The following is a 15753-nucleotide window of genomic DNA, read 5'->3' on the forward strand; positions in this document are numbered from 1 at the left end:
GGCAGCGGGCGATCTGCTCGGGAAGGACATCGGCGCTGAGGGCGATGATCGGGATGGCGGCCAGCGGGCCGGGCAGGGCGCGGATGGCGCGGGTCGCGGTCAGGCCATCCATGCGCGGCATGTGGACGTCCATCAGCACCAGATCGAAACTGTCGGCCTGCACGGCTTCCAGCGCCTGAGCGCCGTCGTCGGCGGTGACCACGTCGCAGCCCGCCAGGGTCAGCAGCGCCTTGCCCAGCTCGCGGTTCATGGGGTGGTCGTCGACCAGCAGCACGCGGGCGGCGCGGTCAGTGGCCGTCTTTGGCGCCGGGACGGTAGCAGGCTCGGCTTCGGCCGCGGGTTCGGCGGTCAGCTCGATCCAGAAGCGCGCGCCTTGGCCCAGCTGGCTCTCGACACCGATCTCGCCGCCCATGCGGCCGATCAGGGCCTTGCTGATGGCCAGGCCCAGGCCCGTACCGCCATAGCTGCGGCTGATCGAGCTGTCGCCCTGCGAGAAGCGCTGGAAAAGGCGGGCCTGCACTTCGGGCGCGATGCCGATGCCGGTGTCGGTCACTTCGAAGCGCAGCTGGCCCGGGGCTGGACCGGCGGTGAGGCGGGCGGTCACTTCGCCCTCGGCGGTGAACTTCAGGGCGTTGGCCAAGAGGTTCAGCAAGATTTGACGCAGGCGGGTTTCGTCCAGGGCCAGAGTCGCATCGACATCGGCTTCGCCCGAGGCTTCCATGACCGTCCGTACGGTCAGGCCCTTGGCGGCCGCGTCCGGAGCGATGATGGCCACGGCGTCGCGCAGCAGGGCCGAGGGCGTGGTCGGGGCCAGGGTCAGGTCCAGTCGGCCGGCCTCGACCTTGGCGAAGTCGAGCAGGTCGCCGACGATCTCGGCCAGCGAGCGGCCGGCGCGGGCGACTAGGTCCAGGCGGCGACGGTTGACGACTGACAGGTGCGGGTCGTCGGCCACCAGTCCGGCAAAGCCCAGGATGCTGTTCAGCGGGGTGCGGATCTCGTGGCTGATCGTGGCCAGGAAGTCCGACTTGGCCTGGCTGGCGGCCAGGGCCTTTGCCTGGGCGGCGCGGGCTGCCGCCTGGCGGCGAACCAGCAGGGCCTGCAGGCGCGCCTGGCGGCCCAGCGCCAGGGCGGCGACCATGCTGACGGCGTAGAGCACGATGTGGAAAACAAGCGCGTGTCGCAGGGGCGGCAGGGCGACCTTGATGTCCAGGCCCGTGCGGTGGAGCACGGCGGGAATGGCCATGGCCATAGAGATCGTCACCACCACGGCCACGAAGCGCGGACCGCCCCGGAAGGCGGCCAGAAGGGCGGGGGCGAACAGCAGCACCTGGTAGTCCGCATCGGTAGCGAAGACCACGGCCGAGATGGCCAACACCAGCAGCAGGGTGGCGCCGGCCTCCAGCGCGCGAACGTGGAACCCTTCCCGGTGGCGATGATCCATCAGGATCAGCACCACCGGCAGGGCGATGGCGACGCCCAGCACGTTTGAGGTGGTCCACTCGCTCCAGCCGGCGAAGAACGGTCGGCCGCCGCTGAGGGCCAGCAAGCCGTTGACGCCGACGGAGCTGACGGCGGTCAAGGCCGAGGCCACGGCGATGACCATGAGCAGGCCGCGTGGGTCTCGCACCTTGGACGGCACGCGCATCCAGCGCAGCAGGGCGGCGGCGCCGACGGTCTGGATGGTGTCCAGCACCGCCACCAGCAGCACGAAGCGCGGTGGGGCGCCGATCAACATTTCCAAGGTGATGTGCAGGAAGTTGGTGGCGATCAGGAAGCCGATGGCTTCGCGCCGGCGCAGCACCATCATGGCGGCGATGGCGATGGCGTTGGCTGTCCAGATCGTGGGGATGTTGTGGGTCGCGCCGGCCAGGAAGAGGCTGTAGGTCAGTCCGGCGAAATAGGCGCAAGTCAGGGCGACGGGCTTTGTCCAGCCGCTGATCTCATGTCCCCTTAACGCACCGGTCGTCACGCCGAACCCCTCCTTGCCTGACGATCCGGAAACTATGATCGGCAAAAGGTCGGCGTTTGGTTAAGCGCCGGGCGGAACTTGCTTACCGGCCGGCCATGGCGGCGCGGCGGATGCTGACCTCGTCCATCTGGGCGGCCTCGAAGGCCCCCAGCTTCTTGGCGGCCAGCACCTTGGCCTGTTCGGCGACGTGTTCGTACTTCTTGAGGTTCTCGAACGCCTCGGACAGGGCGTCGCGGGCCCCGACTTCTTCGGCGTGGCATTGGTCGATCTGGACCAGCATGTCGGCGCGGCGGCGCTTGTAGCCCTCGCGGTAGCCGATCATGTACCAGCCCGCGCTGGGGTCGCCCTCGGCGCTCTTGGCTTCGGCCTCAGCCTCGGCGTCCAGCATGGAGATGCGCAACTCGGCGGCCATGCGGCGTTCAGTGATCTCGGCGAGGCGTTTTTGCAGCGTCTCGACCTCGTGGTTCGAGATGCGGATTAGCGAGGCGGCCCACTTGGTCATCAGTACTCACTCGCCAGGATCTGCCCCAGGTAGCCGAAAGAGTCGTCCAGAGAAGTTGCTTCTTCCTTATCTTGGCTAAGGAAGGCTTCGATCGCCGGATTCAGGCGGATCGCGCGGTCGACGACAGGGTCGGCTCCGGCGCGGTAGGCGCCGATCCGGATCAGTTCTTCCATGTTGGCGTAGGCCGACATCACCTGGCGCGCGCCCTTGACGATGTCGCGTTCGTGCTGGTGCTGGCAGCCCGGCATGGTCCGGCTGATCGACTTCAGGACGTTGATCGCCGGGAAGCGGCCGCGTTCGGCGATGGCGCGCTCCATGACGATGTGACCGTCAAGGATACCGCGCGTGGCGTCGGCGATCGGCTCGTTGTGGTCGTCGCCGTCCACCAGCACGGTGAAGAGGGCGGTGATCGGGGCGGCCGTGGTGCCATCGGCGCGGATCGGGCCGGGGCCGGCGCGCTCCAGGAGCTTCGGCAACTCGGTGAAGACGGTGGGCGTGTAGCCCTTGGTGGTCGGCGGCTCGCCGGCGGCCAGGCCGATCTCGCGCTGGGCCATGGCGAAGCGGGTGACCGAGTCCATCAGGCACAGGACTTCCTGGTCCTGGTCGCGCATGTACTCGCTGATCGCCAGAGTCATATATGCGGCCTGGCGGCGGGTCAGGGCCGGCTCGTCCGAGGTGGCGACCACGACGACAGCGCGGCGCAGGCCGTCCTCGCCCAGGGTCTCTTCGACGAACTCTCGGACCTCGCGGCCCCGCTCGCCGATCAGGCCGACGACGACGGCGTCGCAGGTGGCTTCCTTGGCCAGCATCGACAACAGCACAGACTTGCCGACGCCCGAGCCGGCGAAGATGCCCAGGCGCTGACCCCGGCAGGTGGTGGTGAAGACGTCCATCGAGCGGACGCCCAGATCGAGGCGTTCACCGACCCGGCCGCGCGAGTGGGCGGGCGGCGGCGGCGCGCGAAGTGGATAGGCGGCGGGGCCTTGCGGCAGCGGGCCCTTGCCGTCGATGGGGTTGCCGAAGGCGTCGATGATCCGGCCCAGCCAGGCGGTGGTCGGGCGGACGCTGGCGGCGGTGTCGATGATCCGGATGTCCGCGCCGGGGGCCACGCCCTCGACCGGACCGAAGGGCATCAGCAGGGCCTTGGCGTCGCGGAAGCCGACGACCTCGGCGGGCAGGGGATTGAGGCCGCGTCCCCGCTCGATCTCGGCGCGGGCGCCGACAGCGAGGCGGCTGAGGCCGCCGCGGGACTCGATCAGCAGGCCGCTGACACCCGCGACCTTGCCGGTCACGACCAGCGGGTCGATCGCTTCGACGGCGGCGGCGAGATTGCGCAAACGGAGCCCCTGAACAGGTCTCCACGGATGCGGGGAACGTGGTTAATCGAAGGTGAAGATCAGCTCAGTTCACTGTGGGAACAGGCGCATCGGCGGGCTGTTCGGCCGTGTCGCGGCCGGTGGTCAGGATGGCGCCGACCGAGGCGATGATGATGAAGCCGATGGCCAGCCACTGCAGGCTGCTGAGCCGCTCGTGCAGGATGATGAGGCCCGCGATCGCGCCGACGGCGGGTTCGCCGGACAGCAGGACGCCGAAGGTGCGTTTGGGGATGTGGCGCAGGGCGATCATTTCCAGCGAATAGGGCAGGGCGCTGGAGGCGATGGCGACGCAGACGCCGATCGCGAGCACGGACGGCAGCAGCAGGCTGGTTCCCGCGCTGACCACGCCGAACGGCAGGATGACCAGGGCGGCGGTGCTCATGCCCAGGGCGACCGACTGGCCGGCGTGCATGTGCGACAGGCGCTTGCCGAAGATGATGTAGAGCGCCCAGCACAGGCCCGCGAAGGCGGCGAAGGCGACGCCCGCCGGATCGAGCGCATGGGCCCCGCTCCAGATCGGCAGCAGCATGCCCAGACCCGCGACGGCGCAGGCGATCCAGACGAAATGGATCAGACGGCGGGCGTGGACCAGGGCCAGCACGAGGGGACCGGAGAACTCGATGGCGATGGCGAGGCCCAGCGGGATGGTCCGCAGCGACATGTAGAAGCTGAGGTTCATCAGGCCGAGAACCAGACCGTACAGCAGCACCTGTCCGGCGTCGGAGCGCGTCAGGCGGAAACGCCAGGGACGCCAGACCGCGATCAGGATGAGGGCGGACAGGCCGACGCGGAGCGCCGAGGTGCCTTCGGCCCCGATGACCGGGAAGAGCTGTTTGGCGAAGGAGGTGCCGATCGCCAGCGAAACCATGCCCGCGAGGAGGGCTGCATAGGGCATGGCGCCCGCGACTGCGGGGGAGGACAGTGAGCGGTGCGCGCCAGCGATCGACATGACCGGAGCATAGACCGGAAGGCGTTGCGCTTCCCGGCGATTTCAGGCTGTTGATCGACTGAAATCGTCTCCAATGGGTGCATGATGATGGAATTCGCCACTCTCGACGCCTTTGACCACAAGCTCCTCGCTCGGGTGCGGCGGGACAATCTGGAACCGGCGCGGGTGACGGCGGAGGCGGTGGGGCTTTCCGAGTCTGCGGTGCTGCGCCGTTTGCGCCGTTTGCGCGCCGAGGGCGTGATCGTCGCCGACGTGTCGGTTATCGATCCGGCGCGGGTGGAGCCGCGCATCGTCCTGCATGTCCTGGTGGAGATGAACACCCAGGAGCGCCGCGTCATGAACGCCTTTCAGGACTTCATGCGCGCGAGCCCGGAGGTGCAGGGCTGCTGGGATGTGACGGGTCCGACCGATTATCTGGTCACCGTCGCTGTCCGCTCCATGGCGGAGTACGAGGCCTTCGGCATTCGGGAGATGACTCCCGAGAAGGGCGTCAGGGCCTACCAGAGCATGATCGTGATCCGGGAGGTCGTCGGCTTCGACCCGGCGCGGGCGGTGATCAGCTGATTGTCGGCTAACGGCAGTACTCGAAACCTAAGCGGGGCTGAACGAGGCTCTAGGTGTTTGTCCTTAACGGAAGGACAACTCATCATAAAGTTCACTGACGGAACTATTCAATCATGGGTGGCGACCTCTGATGGTCGCTTGATGGGGAGGTTCCGATGTTTAACGCGGTGCGTCGTCAGTCCAGTGCAATCCAGAATCGTGTCGACGAGCTTGAGGCCCGGATGGCCGCGATCGGCCGATCCCAGGCGGTGATCGAGTTCAATCTCGACGGGACCATTATCGGCGCCAACGAGAACTTCCTGCTGACGATGGGATACGCCATCGAGGAAATCCGCGGGACGCATCACCGCAACTTCATGGAGCCGTCGGAGGCCGCGTCGGGCGAATACAGCGCCTTCTGGCGCTCGCTCAACGAAGGCCAGTTCGCGGCGGGCAAGTTCCGGCGTCTGGCCAAGGGCGGTCGGGAGGTCTGGCTGCAGGCCACCTACAACCCGATCATGGGCCCGGACGGTCGTCCGGTGCGGGTCATCAAGCTGGCGGTCGACATCACCCGCGAGGAGCAGGAGAACAACCGTCGCGAGGCCGCCCGGGTGCAGGCCGAACAGGCGCAGACGACCCTGGTCGATGCGCTGGCGAACAGTCTGTCGCGACTGTCGGACGGTGACCTGACGACGCGGGTCGAGGGCGAGATGAGCGGCGCGCACCAGCGCATCTGCGACGACTACAACTCGGCCGTGGGCAGCCTCCGGGCGGCGTTGGAGCAGGTGACCGAAGCGGTCGGCGGGCTCCGCGGGGGTTCGGACGAAATCTCGACGGCGTCGGACGACCTGTCCCGCCGAACCGAGCAACAGGCGGCCAGTCTGGAGGAGACGGCGGCGGCGCTGGACGAGATCACCGCCACGGTGAAGCGGAGCGCCGAAGGCGCCCGCAAGGCCTCGGACGCCGCGGCCGGAGCCCGGTCGGAAGCCGAGCGGTCCGGCGAGGTGGTGCGCAATGCGATCACCGCGATGGACGAAATCCAGAAGAGTTCGGTGCAGATCGGCGAGATCATCGGGGTCATCGACGAGATCGCCTTCCAGACCAACCTGCTGGCCCTGAACGCCGGCGTCGAGGCGGCGCGGGCGGGCGACTCGGGCCGCGGCTTCGCCGTGGTGGCCTCGGAAGTCCGGTCGCTGGCCCAGCGTTCCGCGGAAGCCGCCAAGGAGATCAAGACCCTGATCCAGACCTCGACCAACCAGGTCGCGGCGGGGGTGAAGCTGGTCGATGAAGCGGGCTCGGCGCTGTCCGCGATCGGGGTCCGCGTGGCGGAGATGGATGCGCTGGTGTCCGAGATTTCGGCCTCGGCCCAGGAGCAGGCGACCGGCCTTCAGCAGGTCAACACCGCCGTCAACCAGATGGATCAGGTCACCCAGCAGAACGCGGCCATGGTTGAGGAGACCACGGCGGCCGCGGCCAATCTGAAGACCGAGGCGGCGCAGCTCGCGGCGCTGGTCGACCGCTTCGAAACCGGTGAGCGGGCGCCCCAAGGGCCCGTCGTCCATACGCTGAAGCCCAGGCCGGGGGCGCCCGCACCGCTGGCGCGCGAGCGGGCGCGACTGGTCGCCTTCGCGGGCGGCGGCGCGGCGGTCGCGGGGGGACCGGCGGTCGGTGAGGGCTGGGAGGAGTTCTGACCCCTCCCGCCGCCTAGCTGTCGATCAGCTCGCCCGCCTTGTTGACCAGATCGGTCATTACGAACGGCTTGGTCAGCACGGCCATGCCCGGGTCGAGCAGGCCGTTGCCGACGGCGGCGTTCTCCGCATAGCCGGTGATGAACAGGACCTTCAGGTCCGGGCGCTGGATCCGGGCGGCGTCCGCGACCTGACGCCCGTTCAGACCGCCGGGCAGGCCGACGTCGGTGACCAAGAGGTCGATGCGGACGTCGCTGTTCAGCACCTGCAGGCCCGCCGGACCGTCGACGGCCTCGATCACTGTATAGCCCGCATCGCCCAGAACCTCGGCGGCGAGCATCCGGACCGTCGGTTCGTCGTCGATCACCAGGATGGTTTCGCCGTGCCCCGGATGGCCGGCGATCACCGGGTCGAGCGGATCGACCGCGCTGAGGGCGCCGGTGTAGCGGGGGAGGTAGAGGCACATCGTCGTGCCCTTCTCCGGCTCTGAATAGACGCGGACCTGCCCGCCGGACTGCCGCACGAAGCCGTGGATCATCGACAGGCCCAGGCCGGTCCCCTGACCGATGGGCTTGGTGGTGAAGAAGGGGTCGAAGATCTTGTCGACGATGTCGGCGGGAATGCCCGAGCCGGTATCTGTGACGCACAGCGACACATACTGGCCCGGCGTCAGGTCCCGCTCCTTCGCCGCGCGGTCATCCAGCCATTTGTTGGCGGTCTCGATGGTCAGGCGTCCCGGGTTCGGCGCCATGGCGTCCCGCGCGTTGATGCACAGGTTGAGCAGGGCGTTCTCGAGCTGGGACGGATCGACCCGCGTCGTCCACAGCCCGGCCGCGCCGACGACCTCGACCTCGATGTCCGGTCCCATGGTCCGGCGGATCAGGTCTTCCATGCCGTTGATCAGACGGTTCACGGCGATGGGTTTCGGGTCGAGGGTCTGGCGACGGGAGAAGGCGAGCAGGCGCTGGGTCAGGGCCGCGGCCCGTTGCGCCGCGCCTTGGGCGGCGTCGATGTAGCGTTCGACGCCGGCGAGGCGGCCCTCCTGCAGGCGACGCTGCAGCAGTTCAAGGCTGCCGGAGATGCCGGCGAGCAGGTTGTTGAAATCGTGGGCGATGCCGCCGGTCAGTTGTCCGACTGCTTCCATCTTCTGGGACTGACGCAAGGCCTCTTCCGCGCGCATCAGCTCGGTGGTGCGTTCCTCGACCCGCTGTTCGAGCGTCTCGTTCAGGGTCTTGAGCGCCTTCTCGGCCTGACGGCGGGCGGTCAGGTCCTTGAACAGAACGGCGACCTGCTTGCGCGACGCGGGCTCGATACGGAAGGCGGCGAGTTCGAGCCAGCGGCCGGTTTTCTCCAGCTCCTTCTCGAAGCGGATCGGGCGGCCGGTGACGAGCACCTCGCGGTAGCGGCGAACCCATTCGTCAGCCTCTTCGCCGACCATCTCGCGGACCTTCTGGCCGACCACGTCGGGAATGCCCGCATTGATCGCATAGGCCTCGTTCGCCTCGACGTGGATGTAGTCGCTGAGCGGGCCGTGCGGACCATCGAAGAATTCGATGATGCAGAAGCCCTCGTCGATCGCGTTGAAGAGGGCCTCGTAGCGCGTGTCGCTTTCCCGGCGTTCGAGTTCGGAGCGGACCCGCTCGACGTGAGCCCATGAGCGCTCGACGACCTGCCGGATGGTGGACAGCTCGTCGGCAGTCCAGACGTGCGGCTGCTTGTGGTGGATCGCCATCAGCGCGGTCAGGACCCCGTCCTTGACCAGCGGCATGCAGATCGTCGCGGACAGGCCTATCGACTGGAAGGTCGCGGCGGCCTCGGGCGGCAGTTCCTTGCGGTTGTCGTTGACGATCAGCGGCCGCCCCGCGCGGAGTTCGCTGACGGCCTGTTCGCCGAAGTCGGCGAGGCTGTAGTGCCCGACGATGGTGGTCGATCCCTCGGCGGCCCAGTCGCCGCGGATCGTGAACCCGTCCTGGTCGGCGTCCATGTTGGCGTAGGCGCAGACGGAGGCGCCCAGATATTCGCCGGTCAGACGGGTGGTGACCGCCAGAACCTGCTGCGCCTCGGTCAGGCGGGCGACCTGGACCTGCAGGGCGTCGAGGAAACGCAGGCGGGATTCGACGGCCTTGCGGTCGCTGATGTCGAAGCTGACACCCGGGAAGCGGCTGGGCTGACCGTCATCGTCCAGCTCGACGCGACCTTCCGCCTGGAGCCAGCGAACGTCTCCGTCTGGACGAATGAGCCGGTATTCGCCGCTGAAGGCGCCGCCTGCGGCCAGGGCGCGGTTGATGCCGGTCTGCACCGCGGGCAGGTCCTCGGGATGGATGCCCGCGAAGAACTCGGAGATCGGCGCGCCCGTGGCGGCGCGGACGGGATCGACGCCGTAGAGGCGGGCGAACCGTTCATCGGCGCGAACGAGGTCGGCCTTGATGTCCCAGTCCCAGGCCCCGATGCCCCGTCCCGCGGACAGCGCGAGCTGAAGCCGGGTGTCGGTCTCGGTCCGTTGTTTTTCAGCAAGGAGGCGGTCGGTGGTCTCGGTGACGAAGACCATGATGCCGGCGGGCCGCCCGCTTTCGTCCGGGACCGGGACGTAGTCCAGATCCATCCAGCCGGGTTCCGGGACGCCGGCCCGGTCCAGCACCAGCTCCTGATCCTTGAGGGACCAGGATTCCCCGGCGAGGCCGCGGCGAATATTCCCGTCATTGAAGTCGGCGATCTCGGGCCAGCCCTCGCGGGCGCCCATGCCGAGCAATTCCGGGTGACGGCGACCGGCGAAGCGGGCGTAGCCGTCGTTGTAGATCAGGAGCCCTTCCTGGCCCCAGAGCAGAACCATCGGATTGGGGGCGGCGACGAGCAGGCCGACAGCCGTGCGCAAACTCTGCGGCCACGCCTGGATCGGACCGATCGACGTGCGGGACCAGTCGAACGCACGGATGCGTCCGGCCATCTCGCCTCCACGGTCGAGGAAGGCGATATCGGCAGGCGTCTCGGACAGTGTCACTCTCCCCCGGCGTTACTCGCCGCTGATCGCCCAACGCCTCACTTTCGTAAAGGCTTCACCGTGCCATTGCGAGACGATGCACTTTCCCCAGATCCGTGAGGTTCCGTCGCTCGGAACGTGCTTTAATGTCATGCTAAACGCCGCCCGGAGACCTCCCCATGTCCGACGCCTCGTACGACGCCAGCCGCCATCGCAAGTCCGGCCGCGGCAAGATTTATGACTCGATCATCGAGACCATCGGCGACACGCCGCTGGTCGGCCTGCCGCGCCTGTCGGCGGAGCAGCAGCCCAAGGCCCGGGTTCTGGCCAAGCTGGAGTTCTTCAACCCGATCGCCTCGGTGAAGGACCGGATCGGCGTGGCGATGATCGAGGCCCTGGAACAGTCCGGGAAGATCGGCCCGGGCAGCGTGCTGATCGAGCCGACCAGCGGCAACACCGGCATCGCCCTGGCGTTCGTGGCGGCGGCCAAGGGCTACAAGCTGATCCTCGTCATGCCCGAGAGCATGTCAATGGAGCGCCGCAAGATGCTGGCCCTGCTCGGAGCCGAGCTGGTGCTGACGCCGGCGGAGAAGGGGATGAAGGGCGCCATCGCCATGGCGCAGGAACTGCTGGAGCGCACGCCCGGCGCCGTCAGCCCCGCCCAGTTCGACAATCCGGCCAACCCGGCGATCCACCGTGAGACCACGGCCGAGGAAATCTGGGCCGATACCGGCGGCGCGGTCGACATCGTGGTGGCCGGGGTCGGCACCGGCGGCACCATTACCGGCGTCGGTCAGGTGCTGAAGGCGAAGAAGCCGTCCGTGCAGATGATCGCGGTCGAGCCGACCGCCTCGCCGGTCCTGTCCGGTGGTGATCCGGGCCCGCACAAGATCCAGGGTATCGGCGCCGGCTTCATTCCGTCGATCGTGGATCGCGCGATCATCGACGGCGTCGAGCAGGTCTCGAACGAGGATGCGTTCGAGATGGCCCGCAAGGCGGCGCGGGTGGAGGGGATCCCGGTCGGCATTTCGTCCGGCGCGGCCCTGACGGCCGCGTTCCGGCTGGCGGCGCGCGAGGAGAACGCGGGCAAGACCATCGTCGCCATCATCCCGAGCTTCGCGGAACGTTATCTGTCCACCGCCCTGTTCGAAGGGCTGTGACGTCTTCGGCACGCGTCGGGTGAGACCGGGCGGCCAGAGGGAGGGAGTGATGCGTCACCTGTCGTTTCTGGCCGTGCTGGTGGGCCTGCTCTGGCCTTCGGTGATCCTGGCGCAGCCGGCGGACCTGCCCGCCGCGACGTCGGGGCGTGACGCCTATGCGCCGTTCGAACCGCTGATCGGACGGACCTACCGCGGGACAGGCATCGGTCCGAACGCGGTGGAGGACATCCAGCACTGGGAGTGGGCCATCGGCGGCCATGCCGTGCGCGTGACCCACTCCGTCAACGGCGGCGCCTACGCCGGTGAGACGCTGATCTTCCGCGACAAGGAGACCGACGGCTACATTTTCCATTACTTCACGACCGGCGGCTTCCACACGACCGGGACGATGCGCCCGGTGGTCGGCGGCGGTTTCGAGATCGATGAGACCGTTCACGGCGTCGAGGGGCTGGAACGCATCCGGTCGGTGATGACCACGGTCGACGGCGTCCGGCAGGCGCGGGCCAGCATCGAACGGGACGGGCAGTGGGTCCAGACGGGCGGCTTCGACTATCGCGAGGACCCGGCTGCGACCGTGCTGATGCCGCCGCTTCCGGCGCGGGCGCTTGAGGACCGGGCCGGCATCGGCGGATTGGTGCTGAGCCGACGGATCGTGCGAGGCGTCGACACGGCGGGAGAGTCTGTCGCCGGCTATCTGGCGGTCGCCAACGGCGGCGCGGCCGACGCGCTGATCGGCGTTAGCTGCACCTGCGCCGAGCGGGTGGAGTTGCATCGCATCTACCGCGAGGGCGACGAGGTCGACATGGTGACCGATCCGACCTGGGGCGTGCCCGGCGCGGGCGCGCTGGAGGTCCGGCCGGGCAGCGACCTGCATCTGATGCTGATCGGTTACGATCCCGCGCGCGCTATGGACGGGAAGGTCTCGGTCACGCTGCGCTTCAGGGATGCGGGCGAGCTGACCACGGACTTCCGGCTGGTCGAGGACACGCGAGCGGCTTGGGCGGCGTTTGACTGAGGGCGCGCCTGAACGCCCGGGCGTCACAGCCGGTTAACCGCGTCGGCTGTACCCTCTGCCGGATATGTCCGAACCCGCCGCCCTGCCCGAGGAGACTGCGCCCGTCGCGGCCCTTCGCGCGCGCCATGCGCTGCTGAAGCGGCTGGCGGACGTCGTGTCCCTGCCGGCGAGCCGGATCAACGCCTTCGAGCGCTCGGTGACGGGCGATCTGCTGGTTGAGATGCTGCGACTGGCGTCGCCGGAGGACCGTCGTCGGGTCGCCGCGCGGCTGGCGCCGTTGGCCGAGTTGCCGAACGCCCTGGCCCGCATGCTGCTGAGGGACGAGCCGGAGATCGCCGGACTGCTGATCGAACAGTGCGCCTCGTTGTCGGACGCCGATCTCGTGGCCTGCGCGCGTGATGCGAGCGCCGAGCATCGCTTCATGATGGCCAACCGCCGCGGCCTTTCCGAGGTGGTTTGCGAGACCCTGCTGAGCTTCGGTGAGGCGCAGGTGATCGAGGCTGTGCTGCGCAATAACACGGCGCGGCTGAGCCAGGTCGCGATCGAGGGGGTGGTCAGCCTCAGCCGGACCGAGCGCCATCTGTGCGGCCATCTGCTGAAACGCCCGGAGCTTCGCCCGTCGGGCGCCTATGTGATGTTCTGGTGGTCGGGCCCCGAAGACCGGCGCACGATTCTGCAGCGCTTCGCCGTGTCGCGCGAGGTGATGCAGGAGGTGGCGGAGGACGTCTTCGCCATGGCCGCAGAGGAAGGCTGGCAGGACCCGGTCTCGCGCAAGGCCCTGCAGTTCATCGAGCGTCGCCAGCGCAACCGCGCGGCCATCGAAAAGAGCCCCTACAACGGTCTGGAGGAAGCGGTCACCGCCGCCGGACAACGAGGACTGTCGCGCGAGATCGCGACCGAGATCGCCTACCTTTCCGGTGTGAAGCCGATCACGGGCGCCAAGATACTGGGCGATCCGGGTGGCGAACCCCTGGCCATCCTGTGCAAGGCGACCGGGCTGGGCCGAAATGATCTCCTGTCCCTGTGGCGGTCGATGCGCCGACCGGAGCTGACGCCTGACGGGACGGCCGATCCGCTGTGGGAACGGGTGCAGGTCACCTATGAGATGTTGGCGGTAGATCGCGCCCAGACCGTCTTGCGGTACTGGAACTGGTCTCTTTCCTCTGCGCTGAGCCCGGCTCTACTGAAGGCCATCAGGGACGGTGAGGAAGAAGCGCTGGACGATTATTCCGCTCCGGAACGCGCGGCGATGCTGGCGTTGGCGGAAAACTTCGGTCGCTGAGCTTGCGGCCCAACCTGCGCCGAGTTCGTCTGAACAGGCCGCCTTACGTCGCGGCATTGCTTTCAAAATCGAACGACTCTATTCAAACAGCCACCAAGGACTGGGAGTTCGCCAGTCGATTCTAGAAAATCCGGCTGGGAAAACCATGGAAGACAACTCGCAACTGCTCGAGATGACCGCCGACATCGTGTCGGCCTATGTCGGCAACAATAACGTGCAGGCTTCGGAAGTTCCGGGCCTGATCTCGAGCATCCACGCGGCGCTGTCCCAAGTGTCGACGGGCGTCGTCGAGCCTGAACCCGAGCCCCGTGAACCGGCCGTTCCGGTCCGTAAGTCGATCACGCCGGACTACCTGATCTGTCTGGAAGACGGCCGGAAGTTCAAGTCGCTGAAACGTCACCTGCGCACCAAGTACAACATGAGCCCCGAGGAATACCGCGCCAAGTGGAACCTCCCGAAGGACTATCCGATGGTCGCCCCGAACTACGCCAAGGCGCGTTCGGACCTGGCCAAGCAGATGGGCCTCGGCCAGGGCGGCCGGAAGCCGGCCCGCGCGGGTCGCGCCAAGAAGTAAACCGCGCTTCGGCGCAGACGAAGACGCCCGCCGGAGCGATCCGGCGGGCGTTTTTGTTGTCCGGTGAACGGATCAGGCGGCCTGGGCCCCCCGGCGCATCCGCCAGAACCGCAGGGTGCGCAAGGCGGCCTCGCGGCTGAGTTCGGCGTACATGCGGGCATAGGCGTGCGCCTTGGCCATCGCGTCGCCGTCGTCGTTCAGAAGAACCACGGCGTAGGTCAGGAAGAGGGCGCGGTCGAGGTCCGCGGCCTTGCAGACCACGGCCAGGGCGTCCAGTTCGCGACGCTCGACAATCTGGCGCGCGGTGTGGAAGTCGATGTCCGACAGCTGGGCCAGAGCGATCAGGAAGGACGTCTTGCTGCCGGAGCGCAGGAAGCGGGCCAGCATCCGGGGCGTCAGCTGGCCGGCGGCCTTGAGCTCTTCAACATAGGCCAGACATTCCGAATAGTCGGCCGGCAGGGCGCCGTCGTCCGTGGCCACCCGGGTGCGACCAGCGGCGAGCGCCGCATCGAGCAGGACCGGATCCATGCGGGCGTTCTGCTCGAGAATCTGGCTGCGCAGCCGGGCCTCGACCACGAAATACATGTCGTTCAGCAGGTCGGCCGGAAGGCCGGCGCGGGACACTGTGGCCTCGTGCAGGGCCGGGTTGGCCTTGGCGCGTTCGACCGCGGCTTCGGACGCCTTGCGCGACAGGCGGGCGCCGTCGTTGCGCAGCAGGGTCCCGAGCGTCTCATCATCGCCGCGCTCCACGATGACGTCGGAAACGGCTTCCGAGACCGAGGGACGGGCGGAGACGGCGCGGAGGTGATCCTGTCCGTGATGGCGGACGACGCCCAGCAGATCCTCATCGGTGAGGACGGGCGAGTGGGCCAGCACGGCGCCGGCCACGGCGGCCTCATCATTCGCCAGACGACGGATCAGGGCGTGCGGCGCGTCGGGCGCGTTGGCGAAGCGTGCCGAGAGCTCGGTCCTGACCGCGATCTCCATGTCGTCGGCCAGCTTGGCCAGAACGGCGCCGTAAAGGTCGTCCTCGGTCGAGGTGCGGGTCGGCGCGCCGAAGAAATGTTCGGTCAGCTCACGCAGCAAGGCCCGGCGTTTCTCGCTGGAGCCTTCCTCGGCGAGGGCGATCAGGTCGGGGAGGCGCGACACGGCGCTGGTGTCGCTCACTGGTAGTCCCCTTCCGGCGCGGCGGGCTGGACCCGGGTGCGGCCCTGGGCGTCGCGGATCAGGGTGGGGCCCGGGTCGGGCTGGGCGAGGTCCTGGGAGGCGAGGGTCACGGGCGTGGTGATGGCGAGGGCGTCGACATAGGTGGGTTCGGGGATGGCCACGGGATCCGGCTGTCGGCCGGTCTGACGATGGACCGAATAGTATCGCGCGCCCTGTTCGGCCGGGCGGTCGTCCGGGTTCGCCGTGGCCACGAGGGTCGGGCGAGGTTCCGACGCTGCATTCGTCGCGGATGCGACCGGCTGCTGTGCGGACGCCGCGGCTGAGGGGGTGGGCTGTACTGCCGGCGGCGGCGTCTGCTGGATGCGGAAGATCGGCGCATCGCGACGCGGGGCCATGGGATCGGCGGGCGCGGCGTCGGCGACCGGCGCAGGCGTCGGCAGGGCGACGGCGGCCGGCACGGGCTGACCACGTCCGCCCTGTTCGGGCAGGTAGGCCGGAGCGGCGCTGACAGGCGCCGGAGCGCGCGCGGGGGCGACGACAGCCGGGGGCGC

The 15753-nt window shown here is 68.4% G+C and carries 12 protein-coding genes and 1 pseudogene; 6 read left to right on the forward strand and 7 right to left on the reverse strand.

Annotated elements, in window-relative coordinates:
• From VGE03_RS14345 to VGE03_RS14360, 4 genes are all read right to left on the reverse strand, one after another.
• Positions 1-1969, reverse strand: a 1969-nt coding sequence (locus VGE03_RS14345; RefSeq protein WP_331047155.1) for a hybrid sensor histidine kinase/response regulator, incomplete at its 3' end; no start/stop codon positions are given.
• A gap of 82 nt (positions 1970-2051) precedes the next feature.
• A complete protein-coding gene (locus tag VGE03_RS14350) occupies positions 2052-2471 on the reverse strand; it encodes a flagellar export protein FliJ (protein ID WP_331047156.1) in 420 nt (139 codons plus the stop codon).
• Positions 2471-3808, reverse strand: coding sequence for a flagellar protein export ATPase FliI (fliI, locus tag VGE03_RS14355; protein ID WP_331047157.1), 1338 nt, complete (start codon positions 3806-3808; stop codon positions 2471-2473). Before fliI ends, VGE03_RS14350 begins: the two co-directional genes overlap by 1 nt.
• A 64-nt stretch (positions 3809-3872) precedes the next feature.
• Positions 3873-4742, reverse strand: coding sequence for a DMT family transporter (locus VGE03_RS14360; protein ID WP_331047158.1), 870 nt, complete (start codon positions 4740-4742; stop codon positions 3873-3875).
• Positions 4743-4880: 138 nt separating this feature from the next.
• Here VGE03_RS14360 and VGE03_RS14365 point away from each other — a divergent pair, with 138 nt between their 5' ends.
• Together VGE03_RS14365 and VGE03_RS14370 are read left to right on the forward strand one after the other, a co-directional pair.
• Entirely contained in the window at positions 4881-5360 is a 480-nt protein-coding gene (locus VGE03_RS14365; RefSeq protein WP_331047159.1) for an Lrp/AsnC family transcriptional regulator, read from the forward strand.
• 221 nt (positions 5361-5581) lie between these two features.
• The gene (locus VGE03_RS14370; RefSeq protein WP_331047160.1) at positions 5582-7030 is read left to right on the forward strand and encodes a methyl-accepting chemotaxis protein; all 1449 of its coding nucleotides are present in this window, start codon (positions 5582-5584) and stop codon (positions 7028-7030) included.
• A 13-nt stretch (positions 7031-7043) separates the two neighbouring features.
• Here the strand turns inward: VGE03_RS14370 and VGE03_RS14375 are convergent, their stop codons facing one another.
• Entirely contained in the window at positions 7044-9971 is a 2928-nt protein-coding gene (locus VGE03_RS14375; RefSeq protein ID WP_331047166.1) for an ATP-binding protein, read from the reverse strand.
• Positions 9972-10183: 212 nt separating this feature from the next.
• Between VGE03_RS14375 and cysK the strand changes: the two genes are divergently transcribed.
• From cysK to VGE03_RS14395, 4 genes are all read left to right on the forward strand, one after another.
• Positions 10184-11164 (forward strand): cysteine synthase A, encoded by a 981-nt coding sequence (gene cysK / locus VGE03_RS14380; protein WP_331047161.1) that lies wholly within the window; start codon positions 10184-10186, stop codon positions 11162-11164.
• Positions 11165-11213: 49 nt separating this feature from the next.
• Positions 11214-12179 (forward strand): copper chaperone PCu(A)C, encoded by a 966-nt coding sequence (locus VGE03_RS14385; RefSeq protein WP_331047162.1) that lies wholly within the window; start codon positions 11214-11216, stop codon positions 12177-12179.
• 64 nt (positions 12180-12243) lie between these two features.
• A complete protein-coding gene (locus VGE03_RS14390) occupies positions 12244-13461 on the forward strand; it encodes a DUF2336 domain-containing protein (protein ID WP_331047163.1) in 1218 nt (405 codons plus the stop codon).
• A gap of 145 nt (positions 13462-13606) precedes the next feature.
• Entirely contained in the window at positions 13607-14035 is a 429-nt protein-coding gene (locus tag VGE03_RS14395; protein WP_331047164.1) for a MucR family transcriptional regulator, read from the forward strand.
• A 72-nt stretch (positions 14036-14107) separates the two neighbouring features.
• Here VGE03_RS14395 and VGE03_RS14400 read toward each other — a convergent pair whose 3' ends face one another.
• On the reverse strand, positions 14108-15202 hold the full coding sequence (locus VGE03_RS14400) for a DUF2336 domain-containing protein (protein ID WP_331047165.1): 1095 nt from the start codon (positions 15200-15202) through the stop codon (positions 14108-14110).
• A pseudogene (locus VGE03_RS14405) lies at positions 15199-15753 on the reverse strand (hypothetical protein); the annotation flags it as partial. The pseudogene VGE03_RS14405 and the gene VGE03_RS14400, both read right to left, overlap by 4 nt.

It is taken from the genome of Brevundimonas sp., assembly GCF_036400995.1.
Lineage (GTDB): Bacteria > Pseudomonadota > Alphaproteobacteria > Caulobacterales > Caulobacteraceae > Brevundimonas.

Excerpts from the sequence above, each read along its gene's own strand:
- VGE03_RS14350 (WP_331047156.1), bottom strand. The coding sequence starts at position 2,471 with ATGACCAAGTGGGCCGCCTCGCTAATCCGCATCTCGAACCACGAGGTC.
- VGE03_RS14360 (WP_331047158.1), bottom strand. The coding sequence starts at position 4,742 with ATGCCCTATGCAGCCCTCCTCGCGGGCATGGTTTCGCTGGCGATCGGC.
- VGE03_RS14365 (WP_331047159.1), top strand. The coding sequence starts at position 4,881 with ATGATGGAATTCGCCACTCTCGACGCCTTTGACCACAAGCTCCTCGCT.
- VGE03_RS14370 (WP_331047160.1), top strand. The coding sequence starts at position 5,582 with ATGGCCGCGATCGGCCGATCCCAGGCGGTGATCGAGTTCAATCTCGAC.
- VGE03_RS14375 (WP_331047166.1), bottom strand. The coding sequence starts at position 9,971 with ATGGCCGGACGCATCCGTGCGTTCGACTGGTCCCGCACGTCGATCGGT.
- cysK (WP_331047161.1), top strand. The coding sequence starts at position 10,184 with ATGTCCGACGCCTCGTACGACGCCAGCCGCCATCGCAAGTCCGGCCGC.
- VGE03_RS14385 (WP_331047162.1), top strand. The coding sequence starts at position 11,214 with ATGCGTCACCTGTCGTTTCTGGCCGTGCTGGTGGGCCTGCTCTGGCCT.
- VGE03_RS14390 (WP_331047163.1), top strand. The coding sequence starts at position 12,244 with ATGTCCGAACCCGCCGCCCTGCCCGAGGAGACTGCGCCCGTCGCGGCC.
- VGE03_RS14395 (WP_331047164.1), top strand. The coding sequence starts at position 13,607 with ATGGAAGACAACTCGCAACTGCTCGAGATGACCGCCGACATCGTGTCG.